Consider the following 18,713-nt stretch of genomic DNA (forward strand, 5'->3'; position numbering starts at 1 on the left):
AGTGAGGTGGCAAAGTGATTACACTGTTAGCCTGTTTACTGGTGTTAAGCGGTGCATTTGTGCAATACACCATAGGTTTTGGCCTAGCGGTAATTGCTGCGCCATTATTGTTCCAGCTCTCCCCTGTTTATGTACCAGGCCCCATGGTTGTGGTTGCACTGGTAGTGGCAAGCTTAAGTGCCATTGAATACCGACACAGCATTGCATTTGGCGGCTTAAAAGCAGCGATAATCGGCCGTATCCCTGGCTCTGTTGCAGGCGGACTTTTATTGCTGTGGGCCGACCTAGCAAGTTTGTCTTTTTGGTTAGGTTTGTCGGTAATTATCGCCGTAACCATTAGCTTGTTTCCTATTCGTATCGCTCCCACACCTAGGCGCATGGCAATAGCCGGATTCATCTCTGGTTTTATGGGAACGAGCAGCTCAATTGGCGGCCCACCAATGGCCTTGCTATTACAACATCAGCAAGCCAGCTATTTACGAGCAAATCTGTCGGCTTTTTTTGTTGCTAGCTGCTTTATGTCGTTAATAGTGCAAACGTCGGTAGGATTTATGTCGCTAACGCATTTATATGCGACTCTGCCTTTAATTCCTGCTGCGTTGTTAGGGGCTTTTCTGGGGCGACGCTACGGCAAACGCTTTCCACAGCAATGGATTCGTACATTCTCGTTAAGTTTATGTGCCATTTCTGGTGGTAGCGCCATGCTAAGTTATTTTTTAATGTCTCAATAAAACGCTGCTTATTTCAACAGAATTTGATCTATCAACTTAATTTGTAATACAAAACCACATATACTACTGATTATCCTAAATTGATTGCTATAACTAGAGACTGTTGTGCCGAGCCAATCCTACCTTAAAAAGAATATCGCCTTAGCTTGGCCGCTCGCATTAAACGGCCTATTAATGCAATCAATGTTGATGGTAGACACCTTGTTGGTGTCCCCGCTGGGCGAGATCCCTCTAGCTGCTATGGGTATAGCGGCGACCCTGGTAGCCTTTATCATGGGTATTCAAATGGCCTTGGCCAACGGCTCACAATTAGTGCTTAGTCGAGCAATCGGCTCGGGCAATAAGCAAGCAATAGCCAAAGGTTTTTGGTCTGGTTTAGCAATCAATGTAACTGTAGCGATAATCTTTTGGTTAGTGTTGCACCTTGGTGACCAAGCCATTGTTGGCGCGCTCGCCGATGACATTGCGCTACAGCAACAAATTATGAGCTACTTAGCCATTTCTAAATACTTGGTGCTATTTACCGCCGTTACCCAAGTGATGATCGCCCTGCTCAACAGCCAAGGAAAAAGTAAAATCCCGCTGCAAGGCTACCTCATCGAAATGCCAATCAACGCCTTGCTATCTTATTTACTCATTCATGGCTGGGGTGAGTTTTCGGGCATGGGTGTAGAGGGCGCAGCCTTGGGTAGCTTAATAGCGATCGTTATCCGCATGAGCTATTTGAGTTTGTGTTTAAAAGCCGATCAAAGCCTACAGCTAAGTTTAAATCAGTCGATGCCAGCTTTGTTTAATAGCATTCGGCTACATAGTAAAGAAATCTTCCCGGTAGCGGTGAACGTTACCATCCTGCAAATTGGCATTAGTGTTTATCAGCTGCTGTACTCCCAGCTCAACATTAACGCTTACGTGGCCATTACTTTGGTGATGCCTTGGCTTAGGGCCGGCACCCAGTTTATTGCCGCTTGGGCACACTCTTCTGCGATTAGTATTAGCCAAGCCATTGGTTCAAGAAAGCTCGATGACTTAAGCGCAAATGTGAACAAAAGTATTGATGTTTCTGTAGCAATATCGGTGATTTGTGCGCTGTTATTTGCCGGGCTTAGTTTTATGCTGCCAAATATCTACCCCGATTTAGATGCGGAAACCTATCAAGCGCTTAGTCTCATCGCACCTTTGTATATCTTTTTGCCGATAGTGCGGGGTTACAATACAGTACATGGACATGCCTTACGCGCTTTAGGTAAAACCACTAGCGTGTTTAAGATCAACTTTATCGGGCAATGGCTAATCTCTATTCCATTGTGCGCACTGCTGATTCTTTATTTTGAGGTATCAATCTTTTGGGCCTTTGCTATTCAGCCCTTTGAAGAAATAGTAAAAGCCCTACCTTTTAGGCAGCTAGCACGTAAATCTTTGAAAGAGTTTGATAGTAATAAAGCAGAAACGCTGATGTACGATTAGCAGCGCTTAGCCTACCCCTCATACAAATCATCACCCACTCGGTAAACGGGTAACTCAAATTTGTATTGGCTGCCAGCCATAATCAGTTGGCCTTGATAGCGGCTGTCGCCAGTGGAAGAAAATTCAAATTGGTAGTAACGACACCAACGCCAGTAGCCTGCCATTTTCTGCGGTTTTTCTTGCTTAAAATTTACTTCAAGTAGCTGTAGTTCTAGCGTCTTACATTTTTGTTTGATTAAGTGTTGAGCACGCTCAGCGTCTTTTCGGCGACGCCAAAAGAACATCACAATAAAGGTGAGCAGAAATATAGCTAACAGATCCATGGCGCCAACTTAGATAAAGACTTTGCTTAAGATATTGGGACGGTATTGTGAATAACAAGTAAAGCTATACAACGACTATTCACCAGAGATGGTTGCGATAATTTGCCGATTACCACCTTGATTACGATGCTCACCAAGGTAAATGCCCTGCCATATTCCCAATGCCAACTCGCCTCGGTTTATCGGCAGGGTTAATTCGGCCCCTAGCATGCTACTTTTAATATGAGCAGGCATGTCGTCGGCACCTTCGTAGGTGTGCTCAAAATAGGGGGCATTTTCCGGCACCATTTTATTTAGATGAGCGTCTAAATCGGCTCGAACACTGGGATCTGCATTTTCATTCAAGCTTAAGCTGGCACTGGTGTGCTGCAATAAAAGGTGGCACAAGCCCACTTTAAAATCTTGCAGCTCAGGTAACTGCAAAATCAATTCTTCGGTAATTAGATGAAAGCCGCGCGGTCGCGCCTTTAACCTTACCAAACGTTGTAACCACATGAAGCTAGGCCTTTTTTAATCTTTGTTTAAGACTAGCAGTGGCTAGCTTGGTTTGTAAACGCTTTGCTTAAGCTTGTAAGCGTTTTGCCAGCAATTCGGCATTTCTTAAAGCCATAGCATAAATACTAAGTTGCGGATTAGCACCTAAACTTGTAGGAAACACCGAGCCATCAATAACGCTTAAGCCATCCAGCCAGCGATAAATACCCTCTTCATCTACTAAGGATGTTTGTTCATCGCCTCCCATGGCACAACCTCCCATCACATGCGCCGACGCTAAGCGCGTAGCCAAGGCCTGCATTGGCAATTGCTCAATCATAGCCTTGGCCTGCGGCCATGAACTCACTAGCCTGCTTTGTTCATGCAAGGGAAATACTTGTTTAGCGCCTGCAGCAAACTGCAACTCAGCCATGCTCAATAACGCCCGACGCGCTCCGCGCCACACAAAATTACTGATTGGGTAATCCAACACAGGGCTTCCATCATCGCGAAGCTGCACTTGCCCGCCAATACTTTGCTCATTAAAGCCGTCGCGCAGCAAGGCAATGGTGACTTGAAGGTGGTTAATCTGCTGCATCATGTCACTATGAAACTGACCAAAGCCGCTAATTTTAGTGGCCAACAGAATGGGGTGTACTGGAGGTACTTCCAGTTTGTAGCCACACTCTCCTTCACTGCCTTCTCGCCATACAAAGTGATCGGAATACACCGATTGCGGCGCACCTTGGTGGCTATTAACGGCTTGCTCAAACACCGCCCCACTCATCACACTTGGGTGCAAAAAGGTTCGTTTACCCACTAGCTGATAAGGATCTGGAACCTTGGAGCGTAACAGCACAGCAGGGCTACCAATAGCACCTGCCGACAACACTACCTGGCGCGCTTTAATCTTAATACCCGCGCCATGTAGGCGCTGCGAAGTATTTAAAGCCTGCAATTGCACACCGGTGATAGCACCTTTATCGAAATGCAAAGTTTGCACTCGAAACCGACTTAACAAGGTAGCGCCAGCACTGAGCGCAGCTGGAATTGTTGTTACTAACATCGACTGCTTAGCGTTGGTTGGACAACCCATTCCGCAGTAACCTAAGTCCCAACACTGTTTTACATTGCGAGGTATCGCTTGATAAGACCACGCTAAAGCCTCGCAGCCTTTCGCCAATAAAGCATTGTTTTGATTTGTTTGCAGCCAAGGGCTAATGCCCAACATTTGTTCTGCCTTAACAAAGTAAGGCGCAAGGCTTTGCGAATTTACCTGCTTAAAACCCCAGCGCTGTTGCCAATGCTGCAAAGTGGGCTCTGGAGTACGCAAAGAGGTGGTCCAATTCACCGTGGTTGAGCCGCCCACACAACGCCCTTGGAAAATGCTTATGGCTTTATCTTTGGTTTTTCGTGCAGCCGATTCTTGGTATAAGTCGGGGTAAGCGCTGCGCTCTTGCATCTTAAAGTCTTGACTGCTTTTGAGTGGCCCCTCATCCACGATCATCACTTTAAGCCCTGCCTGGCTAAGCACTTGCGCACTGATCCCGCCACCGGCACCACTGCCAATAATTAGTACGTCACAATCTAGCTCTTGCTCACCTTGTTGGCTGGCCCCATCAATATGTTGCCAGCCCGATGCTAGGCCCTCAGCAATAATATCTTTAATCATTCACTAAGCCCCTAGCTTGTACTGGCAGGTGATAATCTAATTCTGGCCACGCTGTTGGATCACCGTACCAAGCGGCAGTAATCAGTTCATGTAAGCCTTGATAGGCTTGTCGTAACAGTTGTAGATAGTGCTGCTGCCATTGCTGTAACAACAATAAGCGCTGCGCTATCGATAACTCACTAAGTTGGGCCGCACCGGCACTTAGCAATAACCAACCTCCACGAGAGGCTAATATCTCTAGTAGTTGATTTAACTCAGCTTGGGTATGGGGTTCTAGAATGCTGAACGCTTGATCGATATTGGCCAGCACATGTTGCTTTCGCGCTACATCATCGCTAGCCACAGCACCTTCTAAGAAGGCAGGAATTAAGTACCAAAACACCTGTTGGTATTGCGGCTTTAAAGTGAGCTTAGGCATAGGTTTAAAATCTATGGAAGCAGGGCTCACCAGCCATGCTCCTCCGCTAGCTAGCGCAGCAGTAGCAATACTGTATTTTAACAATGAACGGCGACTGAGTTTCACTTGGCTCCCTGCCCTAAGACTTAAATTAAGATACCACTGGTAACTTATATAGACCTCACCACCTCTAAACACAAGTTTCCATGAGTAACTTATTTAAAGTTTGGATCAAAGCTCGCAAAACTTAGGTTTCTTTACCGGCAAACTTGGCGGTATTATCACTTAATAATAGAACGCTACAGTAAACCTGCTCTCTCCCATAAGAGATTTGCCAAGAGCTAAGCAATTGCTAAATAGCTTTTAGCGCAATTAGTGACTAAGGTTTACCTATCAAGAGCTTAATGAATACCATTGTGAATACAGCTATTAAAAAACGTGCCATCAGCCCTGAACAAAAGCAATTACGCCGCCAGCAGATACTCAGCACCGCTAAACTAGCCTTAGGCGAACATGGCTACGAACAGGTAGTACTTAGCCAACTTGCCGAACAACTCGAGCTATCAAAGCCGGCTTTGTATCGTTACTTTGCCAACAAAGAAAGCTTGTTTATGGCACTTTATTTAGAAGAGGCTAAGCAGCTATTACTAGGGCTAGAGCGTTTGTCTCAGCAAAATCTAAAACCTAGAGTATTAGCCGAGACCATTGCCGCTCAACCTACCTTTTGTTACCTCTCGGCCATTTTGCATACGGTATTAGAAAAACAAGAGAACATTGAACAAGCCATCAGCTTTAAACGAGAGCTCAAAACCATGGCCGAACAACTAGCCAAGTTGTTTTTGCATTGGTCGCCTCAGCTAAGCCAACAACAAGCTCTCACTAAAGTGATGTTTCTTTATCAAGCTGTTATTGGTTGTTGGCATACCAGCCACCCTTCGTCGACCATGCAGCAAGTGATGCAAAACGATGAGTTTGAAATTTTGCGTTTAGACTTTGTCGACAGCTTAAGTTTACTGTTAGTTAAACTTCTAGCGGACTAGCCGCCGTTTCTATCAGCCAATCTGCCACCGCGCGTAAGCCTTGGTCGCGGCTGCGAGCTTGTTTATAACAAAGGTAGAAGTCGTAACCGGTATATACCGAAGACACCGGTAGATCGACTAAGCTACCCTCGCGAATGTCTTTTTCCACCATAAAATCGCTCACTAGCGCAATGCCTTGACCAGTTGCTGCGGCTTCTAAGGCGAGTACTTGGTGGCTAAAACTATGGAAGCCTTGATTGCTTGGCAGCGATATCCCCAGACCCTTAGACCACACAGCCCAATCCCCGCCTGGTTGCTGAGCATCTTCATCTAAGTCACAAGACAACAAGGGAAATTGTGGGAGTTCTTGCCGCCAGTTATTTTGGTCGATTTCTTGATAAAAGCTCGGCGAACATACCGCCACCAACCGTTCTTTGTGCAATAAGTGGCTTACATAACCAGGAGCTGAATCGGCAAAACAAATGAACAAATCGCCGGTAGCGCTAGACAAGACCGGCTCCTCGGTAATCATTTGCAAGCGTAAATCAATTTCTGGGTTACGCGCCCTAAAGCTTGGAAGCAAGGGTATCAAACGTTTTAAGGCAAATGAGCTGTAAGCAGTAAGCCTAAGTTGCGCAACCCCCTCACCTTTTACTTGCCGCGTAATGTGGCTTAGTTCATTTAGAATACGCTCTACTTCGCTAAAGTAGCTGCGCCCAGCCTCACTAAGTTGTAGTTGGCGGCCAACTTTAATCAGCAAAGGCTCGGCTAAATACTCTTCAAGCAAACGCAAACGGTGGCTTATCGCACTCTGGCTAATGCCTAATTCTTCGCCTGCTTTGGCAACACTTTGATTTCGCGCTACAGCCTCAAAGGCAATTAAGGCATTAAGTGGAGGTAGAGTTCGCATACAAATACATTAATTTTATTCATGTATTCTTAATTATTATCATTTTTTTAATGTTTAACAAGCTTCTACACTGCTGCTTCACCTATTAGCCATTAATTAACGGGAGGCAGCTATGCGTAACAATTCAACCTTTATTGCCATCCTCATTTTAGTGGTAGCTAATCAGATCGCGGTGCTGTCTGACGCACTGATGAAAGTAGCTGGAGAGCAAGCCTCAGTATTTGAAATACTGCTATATCGCCAACTCAGCACGCTATTATTGTTATTACCTTTGTTTTTGCTCACCAAACAAAAGCTGCCAGCAAAGCCCTTAGTGCATGTAGTTCGTGGGCATTTGTGGTTAGCGGGCTCTGGCTGCATGGTGGTAGCCTTAATAGCGCTGCCGCTAGCCACCGCCAATGCCTTATTTTACGCCGCACCCATTATGATGTTGCCACTAGGTATGTGGTTACACAAAAGCCCAGTAAATCGAACTCAAGTGGCTGCCGCATTCATTGGCTTTATCGGCGTGCTGGTAATTATTCGCCCCACCGAATTTAACTGGGGAGCTATCGCAGCTTTAGGCACAGCGCTTACACTTGCCTTAAGCAACCTAACGGTAAAGTACATTCCCAAACAAGAATCGGTAGTCACCAGCTTATTTTGGACCAACCTAATGGTTGTCCCGGCCACGCTAACTCTGGCTTGGCCACACTTGCACGGCTTTAATTGGTCACTGCTTTACCTTGCGGGTGGAAGTAGCTTATTCATTTTGTTTTTGCACGCCGGTTCCGTCATTGCCTATAAGTCAGCTAATGCCAACAGCATTGCTAGCGCCGAATACACCGGATTGATTGGTGCAGCTATCTTTGGCTGGTTATTTTTTAGTGAAATGCCCGACTGGTTAACCTGGCTTGGCGCGGCTCTAATTGTGGTTCCCTTGGTATTGCAAAGCCCCTTACCAAAGCAGCTCGCCCTATGGAAAAAACAGTTAAGCCAAAAGCGCTTAAAGCGTTCTGCTTCAGACACTGGCCTATAAGCTTAGGCCAGTAAACTTGTGGCCTAAGCAGCTTTAAATCTCGAAGAAAAGCTTTTACTGTCAACTTAGCTAAACAGCACCATAGAATTAACCGCTAAGGCGCCTTAGGTAAATCAGTACAATCCATCAATAAATCAGCATAATGCACTGCATTAACTAGCTGTATTGAGATTATGCAATGCTTACTATCGTCGCCGTTGATTTAAGCTCGCCTTGTTAGCCTACAAAAACACCTTAACCACCTTACTGTTGCTGGTACTTAGCTTGCCGAGCGCAGCTAGCCAAGCGGAGCCTCTGCGTTTGGCCGCTGATCGCTGGTGCCCTTTTAATTGCCAAGCAAACAGTCGCTCACCGGGTTACATCATCGAGATTGCACAGCAGGTTTTTGCGCCCGATTATCAAGTAAGCCTGGTTGAAATGCCCTGGTCACGCGCGCTGCGTCATACTCAAAAAGGTGTTTATCAAGCGGTGGTAGGCGCACTCGCCGGCGAAGCCGAAGGTTTTATTTACCCTAAGCTGGCCATTGGTAAAGCGCAGCAAGTGCTAGTTATGCGTAGCGATAGCAATTGGCAGTATCAAGGCGTTCCTTCACTGGAAGACCTGACGATAGCGGTGATTGCTGATTATGACTACAACGATGAACTTGATGCCTACATTAGTGCTCATCAACATCGACGTAACTTAGTGGTTGTTCGCAGTGAACAGGCGCTAGAGCGTATGCATAAGCTGCTGATGGAACGCAAAATTGATGGCTACGTCGAAGATAAAAGTGTAGTGAATTATTACACCCACCAACGGGGAGATAATAACGACATTCGCTTCGCCACAAGCTTTAGTACCGAGCCAGTGTACATTGCCTTTTCTCCGGCTAATCCACAAAGCCCGGCTTTAGCTCATCGCTTAAGCGAAGGCATACAAGGTTTAAGAAACAGTGGAGAGTTAGCCAAAATTTTACATCGCTATGGACTTAGCGACTGGCAATAACATTGATGTGTAGAGCTTAAGTTAACTCTTAGTAACTTAGGCTTTGGAGTGAAGTTCTGGCAACACACTTTGCCAATCTATTTCTCCCTGCACTAAGCGTTCTTTAGCGGCTTTTGGTAATTGTTTAATGGCATGCTCTAAGCGCATGGCCTGCTGCTTAGAGGCCAAACACTGTTGATACACCAACTGTAGTGGGCCTTTTCCTCGTAGGGCTTTGGCACCTTTTACACCACCTTGTTGATGCTCAGCAAAACGGCGCGCTACATCGGTAGTCACGCCGGTATACAAATGCTGTTGTTTGGTTCTAATAATATATAAAAACCACTCACTAGCAGCTTGTTTAACTACTAGTGAGTCATCACCAGACATTACGCTTCTATGCCCACAATCAACCACGGTGAGTTAGCTTGATCGAGTTTGCGCTCTAGGTGCCATACTTCGGCAACATCGCTTTCTTGGCCGCTAATCTCATCACGTGTTTTACCGGTAAATTTAACGCTTACTTCGGCATTTAACATTGAGTGATCAGCACGAACCAATTCAGCGTCAATAAACACAACACTACTATTAATTTCTTCAGAACCGTATGAGCGACGCTCTTCAGCTAGGGCGTTGTAAAGTTCAATGCTCAAGTATTCTTGCATCACCTCTAGCTTGTTGTCATTCCAAGCGCGCTGCAGAGTATCAAAGTGACCACGAGCGCCTTCTAAAAAGGCATTCGCGTCAAAACCTGCTGGCGGATTAAATGGCACGTCGTCTTCGCCTTCGCTAGCAAGTTGACTAGCACTAGCAAAGCCACCTTGTTGCCACTGTTGCTCTGCCTGAGGGCCTTGATAAGCCTGCGCGGGTTGGTGATTCATTGCCGCTGCCTTTTGTTGGTTGAGGCCACGTAAGAAACGCACCGCCACAAAGGCAATTAAAGCAAATAACAATATATCCATCATCTGTAGGCCTTCAAAGGCCCCGCCGCCAAGCAAAGCAGCAAACAAACCGCCGGCTAATAAGCCGCCTAACAATCCACCCATCATCCCTGAGCGACGGCCAGTATTTGCGGCAGTACCATTGTTTTGGTTCTGCTGCTGATTGGCCTGTTGATTAGTTTGGCTTGGTTGTTTTTTAAAGGTAGGTTGGCTTTTGCCCCAAGACTTACCTCCACCAAAGCGTTTGGCCTCTGCGTCGGGGGTAATAATCAATACCGCCATCACCAACGCCATAACACTCATCAATTTTTTTAACATGCGCTCCGCCTTCTAAGGAGTAATTCAGCGATAAGCAGTGTAACCAGCTTGCAGCGAGGTTCAAGTGAAAACTATCTCAAGGACTAAGCAAGCTGAAGCACTACGACTTTAGTATTGATGTAAAATTTTTGTTACAGCTAGATTCAGCTTGTTCAACAGCCACTAATATATATTAAATTCAATAACTTAAACCCCTTTACAAACACTCAAAACAATTAGGGTTATTGCTTTGATTATTTTTTCGCCTAAGCTGGGGGAGTCGGCTAAAAAACAATAATTCCGCCGACATAGACACTTACAAAAGACCAAAACAAAAAGGACTTAGCCATGATACTTCTCGTTGGCGGTGAAAAGGGGGGCAGTGGAAAAAGCTGTCTGGCCCAAAACTTGGCGGTGTATTTGAAACAACGCTTTAATACCGAAATTCTCTTGGTTGATTGCGATCCACAACGTACTAGCTCCGATTGGGTGCAAGCACGTAACGAGCAAGAAGACCTTCCAACTATTAACTGCGTGCAACTGTACGGCAACATTCGCAACGACTTACTTAGCCTACAAAATCGCTTCGACTTTGTGGTAGTAGATTGCGGAGGGCAAGATAGCAAAGCCCTACGCTCGAGTATGGCAGTTGCCACCCACGCTATAATTCCACTACGCCCAAAGCGGCGTGACATAAAAACCCTGCCCCATTTAGAAGAGTTAGTTAACACCTGTAAAGCGGTAAACTTTCATTTAAAAGAAGCAGTTGTACTCACCCAATGCCCATCGTTGCCAAGCCAATACAAGCGTATTGAAGAGGCTAAAGAGGTATGCAGAACCTACGGTTTAAATGTACTAGACGCCATCACCTTTAATCGCAATATCTATGACGATAGCGAAGAGCGTGGCTACACAGTGTTGGAGCTTGAGCCGGAAGGAAAAGCAGCCCAAGAAATCCGCAATATTGCTGAAGAATTTATAGTATGTGAGCAAGGAGCGGCAGATCATGGCATTGCACGATCTCAAGAAAAAGCCTCGGGCTTCTAAACCGAAACAGTTTTGCGATGTAGATAGCTTTATTGCGCAAGCCGAGCTGTATGCTCGTGGCTGCGAAAATGTGGTGCACTTGCCGATACAAGCTAGGCGCAATGCATCTAAGCAGCCAGCAAAAAATGCCACGTTTAGCTTAAACCAAGCGGTAATTGCCGAGTTAGATCAAATAAAGCAAAAAACCGGTTTGTCTAAGTCTTACTTGGTACGAGCATTAACTCATCACTTAGCAGGCTTAGAAGAACCCAAACAACAGGCTATATTAAAGCCCAAATAGCCTTAAGTTACTTTAAGTAGCTTAATCACCCAGCCAAAGGTGCTGGGTGAGAGGCACTTTGTTATTGCGAAAGATAATCCCTTCATCCTCAAGACGCTGACGCTGACATTGATATTGCGGAGAGCCTTCTGGGAAGGAAATCATGCCTTTAGCATTAATCACTCTATGCCATGGTAAATTGGAATCTTCGGGTAAGGTTTTTAAGCAACGCCCTACTGCACGCGCCATTCGAGGATAACCAGCCATTTCGGCAACCCCGCCATAAGTGGCCACCTTCCCTTCTGGAATATGCCCAATCACCAACCAAAACTTAGCGAGGTAGTCTTGTTGATCCATGCTGTTTAGCTTTGCATCCAAACTTCACTAGCCCAATCCCAGATGGTATCCCACTCTGGTACTAGATCTTCTTGGCCTTGCCAGTAGCCAATTTCACCTTCTTGGCTAATGAAGTAGAAGTTGTCACCATTTTGGCAAATAGGAATAAACTCACGCGGTAAACCTAAGCTCCATGCGGTAGCCGCTACCTCTGGCAAATAAGTATGTAAGTAAGGGTCGCTAATGGTTACAGGCTCTAAGCTACCACAGATAACATTACTCACGGTAAGTTGGAAAGCACGCAGGTCACTAGGCATGGGAATTAAGATAAGTTCTTCAACTTCAACTAATTGCGCTTCTGTTGGTAGCTCACTAGGATAGGCGCCAGACTGATCGGCAGCTCTAATTTCATCGATTAATTCTTGCATGCTTGTCTCTCCGCGGCATTGGCATACAATGCCTGTTGCTAAAACTGGTGCACAGCTTACCTAGAAGACTCTCAATCAGCAAAGGAATATCCATGCCACTTCACGCTATAACTGTAGAACCCGAGCAAGCTGCTCGCCATTGTATTATCTGGCTACATGGCTTAGGCGCAGGACCAGAAGATTTTGTACCTTTAGCTAAGCAACTAAAGCTGCCCGATGAAGCAGCAGTGCGCTTTATCTTTCCAGCAGCGCCCGAGCGTGCCGTCACCGTAAACGCTGGCTACTTTATGCCCGCTTGGTACGACATACTGGCATTTTCACCGCAGCGTAAAATTAATCAACAGCACTTAGAACAAGTAAGCCAAGAAATTAGCCAGCTAATTGAGCAACAACTTGCTCAAGGCATCCCCAGTAAAAACATTATTTTGGCCGGTTTCTCTCAAGGCGGTGCGGTGGCATATCACTGTGCGTTAAACCTAGAGCATGCCTTAGGAGGTGTGTTGTGTATGTCTACTTACTTAGTTAATGAAAGCCTGCCTAAACAGCACTTCCAAGCTAATACGCCGATCCTCATCCAGCATGGCCGACAAGATGATGTGGTTGCCCCAAGCTTAGGTGAGCAAGCCTATCAGCAACTATCAGCTTTAGGCTACCAAGTGGAATTTAGCCTATTTGATATGGCGCACAGTGTGTCGCCGAGCCAAATAAAGGCGATTAAAGCGTGGATAGGTGCCCGTTTAAACTAAGTGATGGGCTTGCTTTAAGCACTCTAGGAAACAAGCCAATATCCGTGAGGGTTTGGGTGATATACGATTTACCGCTAAAAACGGACAGTCATAACTAAACACCTCGCCACCAATGGCTCTAATCAGCCCTTGTTCTACAAAACTACGTGCATAATGGTCGGGCAAATAAGCCAAATAACTGCCCGACAACAATAAAGTTGCGACTGCTTCTTGGTCATAAGCGGTGGCGTGTCGCTTAAAGCCTTTTTGCTGAGAAGTATCCATATTAGGTGAGTTGTGGCCAAGGCCAGCATACTTTTGGCTAACAATCTCTTGCTCGCTAATCGTAATATCACTGCGTTTAAACAAGGGGTGGTGATAGCCACAATACAGAGACATTTTTTCATCAAATAGCCACTGATAAGCTAAACTGGCAGATTGACGCGGCCCCGGCACCACACCAACATGATAACGCCCTTCTATCACTCCACTTTCGATCACCGATAAGGTTTCTACGTATAAATCTAAACTAACCTTGGGGGCTCGTTGGTCGAATAGCTGTAATGCTTGGGAGATTTTAGCTTCTTGGTTGGTGACGGTTTTATCGAACAAGGCAATGGCTAGGTTACCGGTCATCTCTTTGTGTAAGCCTTGAACGTCTGCGCGAAACTCATCTAAGGCGCCCATCAAACGCAAGCTAGATTGATAGATATGTTGCCCTTCAGCACTTAACACAAACCCAGCTCGCCCCCGCTGGCATAAGGTTACCCCAAGGCGGACCTCCAAATCCTTAACATGTCGGCTAATGGTCGAGCGACCAATATTGAGTTCGACTTCGGCTGCCGAAATGCCTCCACATTCCACCACTACCCTAAAAACTTTTAGCAGGCGTAAATCAATATCACTAAGTTGACCCAAAATTTTCTGCATTATGTTTCATCCTTATGAAACTTTAGATTCAAAGATACATATTTATGTAACTTAAAACCAGCATTAGGCTAAACCTAGCGTAAAGCTTTGCTAGGAGAAGCAAATGGCCACATTGCAAGATATGGGAATTACTCAAAATCAACTTGATAGCCACTGGATGGCTTATTCAGGTAATCGCCAGTTCAAACAAGATCCACGAATGATTTGCCAAGCTAAAGGCAAATATTACTTCGACGCCGACGGCCGAAAAATATTTGATGGTTTGTCAGGCCTGTGGACTTGCGGCTTGGGACATGGCCGCCAAGAAATAGTAGATGCCATTGCCCAACAAGCCAGCCAGCTTGATTACTCACCGGCTTTTCAGTTTGGTCACCCAAAATCATTTCAGCTGGCAGAGCGAATTACCGAGTTTATGCCAGAGGGCTTAAACCGAGTATTTTTCACTGGTTCAGGCTCTGAGTCTGCCGATACCTCACTAAAAATCGCTCGCGCTTATTGGCGCAAAAAAGGCCTTGCCAGTAAAACCAAGTTGATTGGCCGCGGCAAAGGCTATCATGGGGTAAACTTTGGCGGCATATCAGTGGGCGGCATAGGCCCAAATCGCGCCATATTTGGTGCCGGTGTAGATAGCGCCCACATGCGCCATACGGTATTGCCAGAAAATGCCTTTACTAAAGGCCAACCAAACCAAGGCGCTGAACTCGCCAATGACTTAATCGATTTAATCGCCATGCATGATGCTTCCAATATAGCGGCAGTGATTGTTGAACCTATGGCCGGCAGTGCTGGGGTAATTCCACCACCGGTTGGCTACTTAAAACGTTTGCGTGAGATTTGCGACCAACACCAAATCTTACTGATTTTCGATGAAGTGATTTGTGCTTTTGGCCGCTTAGGTTACAAAACCGGAGCAGAGGCCTGCGGCGTTACACCAGACATCATTAACATGGCCAAGCAGCTCACCAATGGGGTCATTCCTATGGGAGCTGTGGCCTGCAAGCAAGAAATTTACGACACCTTTATGGACGAAGGTGGTCCAAACTATATGTTAGAGCTGCCCCACGGCTATACCTACTCAGCTCACCCTATTGCTTGTGCCGCAGCACTTGCCTCTTTGGACTTATTAGAAAAAGAACATATGTTCGAGCAAGTAAGGGAAATGAGCCCAATACTTGAACATGCTGCGCATCAGCTGGGACAGTTGGATTTAGTAAGCGATGTAAGAAACATGGGCTTAGCAGCAGGCTTAAGCCTTGTTCATGCACCCGGTGAGCCGGCACTTAATCCGTTTTTGGTGGCCCAACAAATGTGGCAAAAAGGATACTACGTGCGCTATGGCGCCGACACTATACAAATAGCGCCTCCGTTTAACGTAAGCGCAGCAGAAATCGACAGCCTATTTAATGCCTTAGGCGACTCCATTAATCAACTATCAGGCCAAGCCTAAGCCTATAAGGAAAGCTTTATGTCTATCATCGGTCATTTAATTAACGGCGAAAGCCACAACGAGTACACGCACTCACAAGATGTATATAACCCTTCAACTGGTCAAGTCGCTAGCCAAGTTGCCTTGGCTGACAAAACCACGGTTGAGCAAGCCATTAGCGCTGCTCAGCAAGCTTTTCCCGCTTGGCGAGATACGCCAGTGGCAAAACGTGCCCAAATTATGTTTCGCTACAAAACCTTGCTGGAAGAGAATGCCGAGCGCATTTGTGAACTGGTAGGCCAACAGCACGGAAAAATCGTCCATGACGCTATGGGCGAGCTTACCCGTGGTATTGAAAATGTTGAATACGCCTGTGCTGCACCGGAGGTAACTAAAGGTGAACATTCGCGTAACGTTGGCCCAGGCATAGACTCATGGAGTGAATTCCAAGCCTTGGGAGTAGTAGCTGGGATTACCCCATTCAATTTCCCTGTGATGGTGCCCATGTGGATGTTCCCCATGGCACTTATGTGCGGCAATAGCTTTGTATTAAAACCCTCTGAGCGAGATCCGTCGGCGACAATGCTAATTGCCGAACTACTTCATCAAGCAGGATTACCGGCAGGTGTTTTCAATGTAGTGAATGGCGATAAAGAAGCCGTAGACACCCTACTCACCGACCCACGAGTTGCAGCTGTGAGCTTTGTGGGTTCTACCCCAATTGCTGAGTACATTTACAGCACCGCTACCGCCAATGGTAAGCGCTGCCAGGCCTTAGGTGGGGCAAAAAATCACGCCATCATCATGCCTGATGCCGATTTAGATAACGCAGTAAACTCTCTACTTGGTGCAGCTTTTGGCTCCTCGGGTGAACGTTGTATGGCCTTATCGGTTGCGGTTGCCGTAGGTGACGAAATTGCCGACAAGCTGGTAGATGGTTTAACTCAGCAAATGCAGAACCTAAAGGTTGGTGCCTACTCAGATAAAGAAAATGACTTTGGACCACTAATTAGTGCCGAACAGCGAGACAAAGTTGAAATGTACATTAGTAGTGCTGAAGAAGATGGTGCCACCGTTGTTGTAGATGGTCGAAATACTCAAGTAGCGGGCTACCCTGATGGCTTCTACGTTGGAGGAACCCTAATCGACCATGTCACCGAAACAATGAAAGCCTACCAAGAAGAGATTTTTGGACCGGTGTTGTGTGTGGTTCGAGTGGATAGCATGGAACAAGGTATGCAACTGATTAACAAGCACCAATTTGGTAATGGTACTTGCCTATATACCCGTGATGGAGAGGCAGCACGTTACTTCTCAGACAACATTCAAGTTGGAATGGTAGGTATCAACATTCCTCTGCCTGTGCCGGTTTCTTATCATAGCTTTGGTGGTTGGAAGCGTTCTTTGTTTGGTGATTTACACGCCTACGGCCCAGATGCTGTGCGTTTTTATACTAAACGTAAAACCATTACCCAGCGTTGGCCATCAGCGTCGGTACGTGAAGGGGTAAATTTCTCATTCCCTAGCTAAATGGGTTATTTGTCTTAGTAGCCCAGCTTAAGGCTGGGCTAAGCAGGTAGGCAGCTGCTTATAAGATTTGTTTTAACAAACGGTCAGCGCGCACTCTGTTTATTCGTTTTAGCAAGCGCTTCACTGGCAAGGGGTAATTAGCCAGGCTGTCTAAATCTGCGACACAATGCACTAACTTTGTGTGGGCCAGTATATTATTCAGCTCGACTTGCTTTTGCTCACTCAACAATCCTTTCGGATCATCAATTAATAAGCCATTCTCTAAGTCCAAGTTCCAAGCGCGTGGATTCAAGTTATTACCAGTTAATAAGCTATAGCGCTCATCAACCCACAAACCTTTTACGTGAAAGCTATTATCTTGATGCGACCACAAATGAATACTTAACAAACCACTGTTTATATATTTTAGCTGTCGTTTAACAAACTTAGACAAATTCAGCTCGTACAAATAAGGTAGCGCATGGATAACCTTAAAGTTCTCATCTGGTTTGCTGTAAAAGTCACTTGCAGTTTTATCTCCAACAATCAGCTTTACTTTCACACCATTTTTTAAGGCTTTGCTAATTTCCCTAGACAAACTACCCGGAGGATTAAAATAAGGCGTGCACAAGGTTATTTGATGGCTGGCTTTAATGATCAGCTGGCGAATAGTTTTATTGAGTAAATTTTGGCGACGCCCCAAACCTAATAAAGGGGTGATGCCAACTTCTGTTTCATCACATTGCTGGGGATAATAACTGTATTGCTCACGTTGCAATGACAAGCGTAAACGACGAATAGCAGGCTTTAGCGAACGAGTAGTCACCGGCACATTGGTAGATAAACTAGACACCGCTTCGCTATTCACTAGGTACTGCTCTACATAGTCAACCATCGCATTAGCCAGGCGAGCATTATCAATCAAGTGGTAGCGATCAAAGCGGTAGCGCTGTTGCTGCGCCAAATAGATATTGTTAATACTGGCACCGCTATACACTACCGTATCATCAATAATGCTGCCTTTTAAATGCAGTACACCAAACAATTCGCGATTACTCACAGGTACACCGTAGAAGGTAATAAGGCCCGGATAACGTTGTTCATACTCGCGGTACATCGCAGCATTACCCTCGGCTTGTTCGTCGCCAATCAAACCACGTTGAGCACGATGCCAATCAACTAAGACAACAACTTCTAGCTCTGGGTTATGCTGTTTAGCAGAATACAGGCCTTCCATAATGCTGCGGCCAGCTTGATCATCTTCAAGGTAAAGCGCAACGATATAAATCCGAGTCTTAGCCTCAGCTATTTGCTCTAGCAGAGCAAGGCGATACTCTTCTGCACTCAGCAAGGTTTTAAACTGCAGTGGATCTTGCGCAATTTTGGGAAGAGACTGTAACGATGCGTTACGAGAAAAACGTGGAGTCATTAATATAGATTCTTGATTACTAGCACTATGCTTGGCTAATTGTAACAAAGGATCAGCTTGGTCACTAAGAAAGCTATCAACAAAGCGTAAAATTGCTGTTAGCTCCACACAACTATGGCGCGCAAAGAAAAAGGGCTTCCCATTGGGAAGCCCTTTACTATTTGGAGCCTAGCAGTGACCTACTTTCACATGGGGAAGCCCCACACTATCATCGGCGCAGTTGCGTTTCACTTCTGAGTTCGGCATGGGGTCAGGTGGGTCCACAACGCTATTGCCACTAGGCAAAAACTTTTACATTGTTCACTCAAGCTAGTTGGCAAGGCCAAAATTTCCTTAGCTAGAGTAAAAAGCCCTCGTCGTTAGACGAGGGCTTAGTATGAGAGCCTGGCGGTGACCTACTTTCACATGGGGAAGC

At 45.9% G+C, this 18,713-nt stretch carries 21 protein-coding genes and 1 rRNA gene; 10 read left to right on the forward strand and 12 right to left on the reverse strand.

Going from position 1 to position 18,713, the window contains the following annotated elements; all coding sequences use genetic code 11:
• Positions 1-14: 14 nt before the first annotated feature.
• Both ACYFDN_RS16395 and ACYFDN_RS16400 read left to right on the forward strand, forming a co-directional pair.
• The gene (locus ACYFDN_RS16395) at positions 15-731 is read left to right on the forward strand and encodes a sulfite exporter TauE/SafE family protein (protein ID WP_483511966.1); all 717 of its coding nucleotides are present in this window, start codon (positions 15-17) and stop codon (positions 729-731) included.
• 105 nt (positions 732-836) lie between these two features.
• Positions 837-2,195, forward strand: coding sequence for an MATE family efflux transporter (locus ACYFDN_RS16400; protein WP_483511967.1), 1,359 nt, complete (start codon positions 837-839; stop codon positions 2,193-2,195).
• A gap of 11 nt (positions 2,196-2,206) precedes the next feature.
• Here ACYFDN_RS16400 and ACYFDN_RS16405 read toward each other — a convergent pair whose 3' ends face one another.
• The 4 genes from ACYFDN_RS16405 to ACYFDN_RS16420 all read right to left on the reverse strand — a co-directional run bounded on the left by ACYFDN_RS16405 (position 2,207) and on the right by ACYFDN_RS16420 (position 5,187).
• The gene (locus ACYFDN_RS16405) at positions 2,207-2,518 is read right to left on the reverse strand and encodes a DUF3301 domain-containing protein (RefSeq protein ID WP_152783992.1); all 312 of its coding nucleotides are present in this window, start codon (positions 2,516-2,518) and stop codon (positions 2,207-2,209) included.
• 75 nt (positions 2,519-2,593) lie between these two features.
• Positions 2,594-3,013, reverse strand: a complete 420-nt coding sequence (locus ACYFDN_RS16410; RefSeq protein WP_016403840.1) for a secondary thiamine-phosphate synthase enzyme YjbQ — start codon at positions 3,011-3,013, stop codon at positions 2,594-2,596.
• A gap of 67 nt (positions 3,014-3,080) precedes the next feature.
• Positions 3,081-4,664: a GMC family oxidoreductase N-terminal domain-containing protein gene (locus ACYFDN_RS16415; protein ID WP_483511969.1), complete on the reverse strand. Its 1,584-nt coding sequence runs from the start codon at positions 4,662-4,664 to the stop codon at positions 3,081-3,083.
• Positions 4,657-5,187, reverse strand: a complete 531-nt coding sequence (locus ACYFDN_RS16420; RefSeq protein ID WP_483511970.1) for a hypothetical protein — start codon at positions 5,185-5,187, stop codon at positions 4,657-4,659. Before ACYFDN_RS16420 ends, ACYFDN_RS16415 begins: the two co-directional genes overlap by 8 nt.
• A 278-nt stretch (positions 5,188-5,465) precedes the next feature.
• On the opposite strand from ACYFDN_RS16420, the gene ACYFDN_RS16425 reads away from it, so the two are divergent.
• Positions 5,466-6,101, forward strand: a complete 636-nt coding sequence (locus ACYFDN_RS16425) for a TetR/AcrR family transcriptional regulator (protein WP_152783998.1) — start codon at positions 5,466-5,468, stop codon at positions 6,099-6,101.
• Here the strand turns inward: ACYFDN_RS16425 and ACYFDN_RS16430 are convergent.
• On the reverse strand, positions 6,082-6,990 hold the full coding sequence (locus tag ACYFDN_RS16430; RefSeq protein WP_338622968.1) for a LysR substrate-binding domain-containing protein: 909 nt from the start codon (positions 6,988-6,990) through the stop codon (positions 6,082-6,084). The two genes, ACYFDN_RS16425 and ACYFDN_RS16430, sit on opposite strands and share 20 nt — an antisense overlap.
• 112 nt (positions 6,991-7,102) lie before the next feature.
• On the opposite strand from ACYFDN_RS16430, the gene ACYFDN_RS16435 reads away from it, so the two are divergent.
• Both ACYFDN_RS16435 and ACYFDN_RS16440 read left to right on the forward strand, forming a co-directional pair.
• Positions 7,103-8,008: a DMT family transporter gene (locus tag ACYFDN_RS16435; RefSeq protein WP_406609996.1), complete on the forward strand. Its 906-nt coding sequence runs from the start codon at positions 7,103-7,105 to the stop codon at positions 8,006-8,008.
• 213 nt (positions 8,009-8,221) lie between these two features.
• The gene (locus ACYFDN_RS16440; RefSeq protein ID WP_483511971.1) at positions 8,222-8,992 is read left to right on the forward strand and encodes a substrate-binding periplasmic protein; all 771 of its coding nucleotides are present in this window, start codon (positions 8,222-8,224) and stop codon (positions 8,990-8,992) included.
• Between the two features lie 36 nt (positions 8,993-9,028).
• On the opposite strand, the gene ACYFDN_RS16445 is transcribed toward ACYFDN_RS16440, so the two are convergent.
• Together ACYFDN_RS16445 and ACYFDN_RS16450 are read right to left on the reverse strand one after the other, a co-directional pair.
• Positions 9,029-9,361 (reverse strand): GIY-YIG nuclease family protein, encoded by a 333-nt coding sequence (locus tag ACYFDN_RS16445; RefSeq protein ID WP_483511973.1) that lies wholly within the window; start codon positions 9,359-9,361, stop codon positions 9,029-9,031.
• Positions 9,361-10,230: a Tim44 domain-containing protein gene (locus ACYFDN_RS16450; protein WP_483511974.1), complete on the reverse strand. Its 870-nt coding sequence runs from the start codon at positions 10,228-10,230 to the stop codon at positions 9,361-9,363. Before ACYFDN_RS16450 ends, ACYFDN_RS16445 begins: the two co-directional genes overlap by 1 nt.
• Positions 10,231-10,557: 327 nt before the next feature.
• On the opposite strand from ACYFDN_RS16450, the gene ACYFDN_RS16455 reads away from it, so the two are divergent.
• Both ACYFDN_RS16455 and ACYFDN_RS16460 read left to right on the forward strand, forming a co-directional pair.
• A complete protein-coding gene (locus tag ACYFDN_RS16455; RefSeq protein WP_483511976.1) occupies positions 10,558-11,256 on the forward strand; it encodes an AAA family ATPase in 699 nt (232 codons plus the stop codon).
• Positions 11,216-11,536: a ribbon-helix-helix domain-containing protein gene (locus ACYFDN_RS16460; protein ID WP_152784009.1), complete on the forward strand. Its 321-nt coding sequence runs from the start codon at positions 11,216-11,218 to the stop codon at positions 11,534-11,536. The genes ACYFDN_RS16455 and ACYFDN_RS16460 overlap by 41 nt, the downstream gene beginning before the upstream one ends.
• A gap of 21 nt (positions 11,537-11,557) precedes the next feature.
• On the opposite strand, the gene ACYFDN_RS16465 is transcribed toward ACYFDN_RS16460, so the two are convergent.
• Both ACYFDN_RS16465 and ACYFDN_RS16470 read right to left on the reverse strand, forming a co-directional pair.
• On the reverse strand, positions 11,558-11,872 hold the full coding sequence (locus ACYFDN_RS16465; protein WP_016403852.1) for an MGMT family protein: 315 nt from the start codon (positions 11,870-11,872) through the stop codon (positions 11,558-11,560).
• Between the two features lie 5 nt (positions 11,873-11,877).
• Positions 11,878-12,279, reverse strand: coding sequence for an SMI1/KNR4 family protein (locus ACYFDN_RS16470; RefSeq protein WP_016403853.1), 402 nt, complete (start codon positions 12,277-12,279; stop codon positions 11,878-11,880).
• Between the two features lie 92 nt (positions 12,280-12,371).
• Here ACYFDN_RS16470 and ACYFDN_RS16475 point away from each other — a divergent pair, with 92 nt between their 5' ends.
• Positions 12,372-13,025, forward strand: coding sequence for an alpha/beta hydrolase (locus ACYFDN_RS16475; RefSeq protein ID WP_406609991.1), 654 nt, complete (start codon positions 12,372-12,374; stop codon positions 13,023-13,025).
• Here ACYFDN_RS16475 and ACYFDN_RS16480 read toward each other — a convergent pair.
• Positions 13,017-13,934, reverse strand: coding sequence for a LysR family transcriptional regulator (locus tag ACYFDN_RS16480; RefSeq protein ID WP_483511977.1), 918 nt, complete (start codon positions 13,932-13,934; stop codon positions 13,017-13,019). The genes ACYFDN_RS16475 and ACYFDN_RS16480 overlap by 9 nt on opposite strands.
• Positions 13,935-14,037: 103 nt before the next feature.
• Here ACYFDN_RS16480 and aptA point away from each other — a divergent pair, with 103 nt between their 5' ends.
• Entirely contained in the window at positions 14,038-15,381 is a 1,344-nt protein-coding gene (gene aptA, locus ACYFDN_RS16485) for an omega-aminotransferase AptA (protein WP_483511978.1), read from the forward strand.
• 18 nt (positions 15,382-15,399) lie between these two features.
• Positions 15,400-16,890 carry a CoA-acylating methylmalonate-semialdehyde dehydrogenase gene (locus ACYFDN_RS16490; RefSeq protein ID WP_483511979.1) on the forward strand — a complete coding sequence of 497 codons (1,491 nt, stop codon included), beginning with the start codon at positions 15,400-15,402 and terminating at the stop codon, positions 16,888-16,890.
• 58 nt (positions 16,891-16,948) lie between these two features.
• Here ACYFDN_RS16490 and pssA read toward each other — a convergent pair whose 3' ends face one another.
• Both pssA and rrf read right to left on the reverse strand, forming a co-directional pair.
• Positions 16,949-18,298 (reverse strand): CDP-diacylglycerol--serine O-phosphatidyltransferase, encoded by a 1,350-nt coding sequence (gene pssA, locus ACYFDN_RS16495; RefSeq protein ID WP_483511981.1) that lies wholly within the window; start codon positions 18,296-18,298, stop codon positions 16,949-16,951.
• Positions 18,299-18,464: 166 nt separating this feature from the next.
• Positions 18,465-18,580 (reverse strand): 5S ribosomal RNA (rrf, locus tag ACYFDN_RS16500).
• Positions 18,581-18,713 lie beyond the last annotated feature (133 nt).

It is taken from the genome of Agarivorans sp. D1326 (assembly GCF_056958115.1).

Excerpts from the sequence above, each read along its gene's own strand:
- pssA (WP_483511981.1), bottom strand. The coding sequence starts at position 18,298 with ATGACTCCACGTTTTTCTCGTAACGCATCGTTACAGTCTCTTCCCAAA.
- ACYFDN_RS16405 (WP_152783992.1), bottom strand. The coding sequence starts at position 2,518 with ATGGATCTGTTAGCTATATTTCTGCTCACCTTTATTGTGATGTTCTTT.
- ACYFDN_RS16475 (WP_406609991.1), top strand. The coding sequence starts at position 12,372 with ATGCCACTTCACGCTATAACTGTAGAACCCGAGCAAGCTGCTCGCCAT.
- ACYFDN_RS16415 (WP_483511969.1), bottom strand. The coding sequence starts at position 4,664 with ATGATTAAAGATATTATTGCTGAGGGCCTAGCATCGGGCTGGCAACAT.
- ACYFDN_RS16460 (WP_152784009.1), top strand. The coding sequence starts at position 11,216 with ATGGCATTGCACGATCTCAAGAAAAAGCCTCGGGCTTCTAAACCGAAA.
- ACYFDN_RS16430 (WP_338622968.1), bottom strand. The coding sequence starts at position 6,990 with ATGCGAACTCTACCTCCACTTAATGCCTTAATTGCCTTTGAGGCTGTA.
- ACYFDN_RS16425 (WP_152783998.1), top strand. The coding sequence starts at position 5,466 with ATGAATACCATTGTGAATACAGCTATTAAAAAACGTGCCATCAGCCCT.
- ACYFDN_RS16470 (WP_016403853.1), bottom strand. The coding sequence starts at position 12,279 with ATGCAAGAATTAATCGATGAAATTAGAGCTGCCGATCAGTCTGGCGCC.
- ACYFDN_RS16445 (WP_483511973.1), bottom strand. The coding sequence starts at position 9,361 with ATGTCTGGTGATGACTCACTAGTAGTTAAACAAGCTGCTAGTGAGTGG.
- ACYFDN_RS16410 (WP_016403840.1), bottom strand. The coding sequence starts at position 3,013 with ATGTGGTTACAACGTTTGGTAAGGTTAAAGGCGCGACCGCGCGGCTTT.
- ACYFDN_RS16435 (WP_406609996.1), top strand. The coding sequence starts at position 7,103 with ATGCGTAACAATTCAACCTTTATTGCCATCCTCATTTTAGTGGTAGCT.
- ACYFDN_RS16450 (WP_483511974.1), bottom strand. The coding sequence starts at position 10,230 with ATGTTAAAAAAATTGATGAGTGTTATGGCGTTGGTGATGGCGGTATTG.
- ACYFDN_RS16490 (WP_483511979.1), top strand. The coding sequence starts at position 15,400 with ATGTCTATCATCGGTCATTTAATTAACGGCGAAAGCCACAACGAGTAC.
- aptA (WP_483511978.1), top strand. The coding sequence starts at position 14,038 with ATGGCCACATTGCAAGATATGGGAATTACTCAAAATCAACTTGATAGC.
- ACYFDN_RS16465 (WP_016403852.1), bottom strand. The coding sequence starts at position 11,872 with ATGGATCAACAAGACTACCTCGCTAAGTTTTGGTTGGTGATTGGGCAT.
- ACYFDN_RS16455 (WP_483511976.1), top strand. The coding sequence starts at position 10,558 with ATGATACTTCTCGTTGGCGGTGAAAAGGGGGGCAGTGGAAAAAGCTGT.
- ACYFDN_RS16480 (WP_483511977.1), bottom strand. The coding sequence starts at position 13,934 with ATGCAGAAAATTTTGGGTCAACTTAGTGATATTGATTTACGCCTGCTA.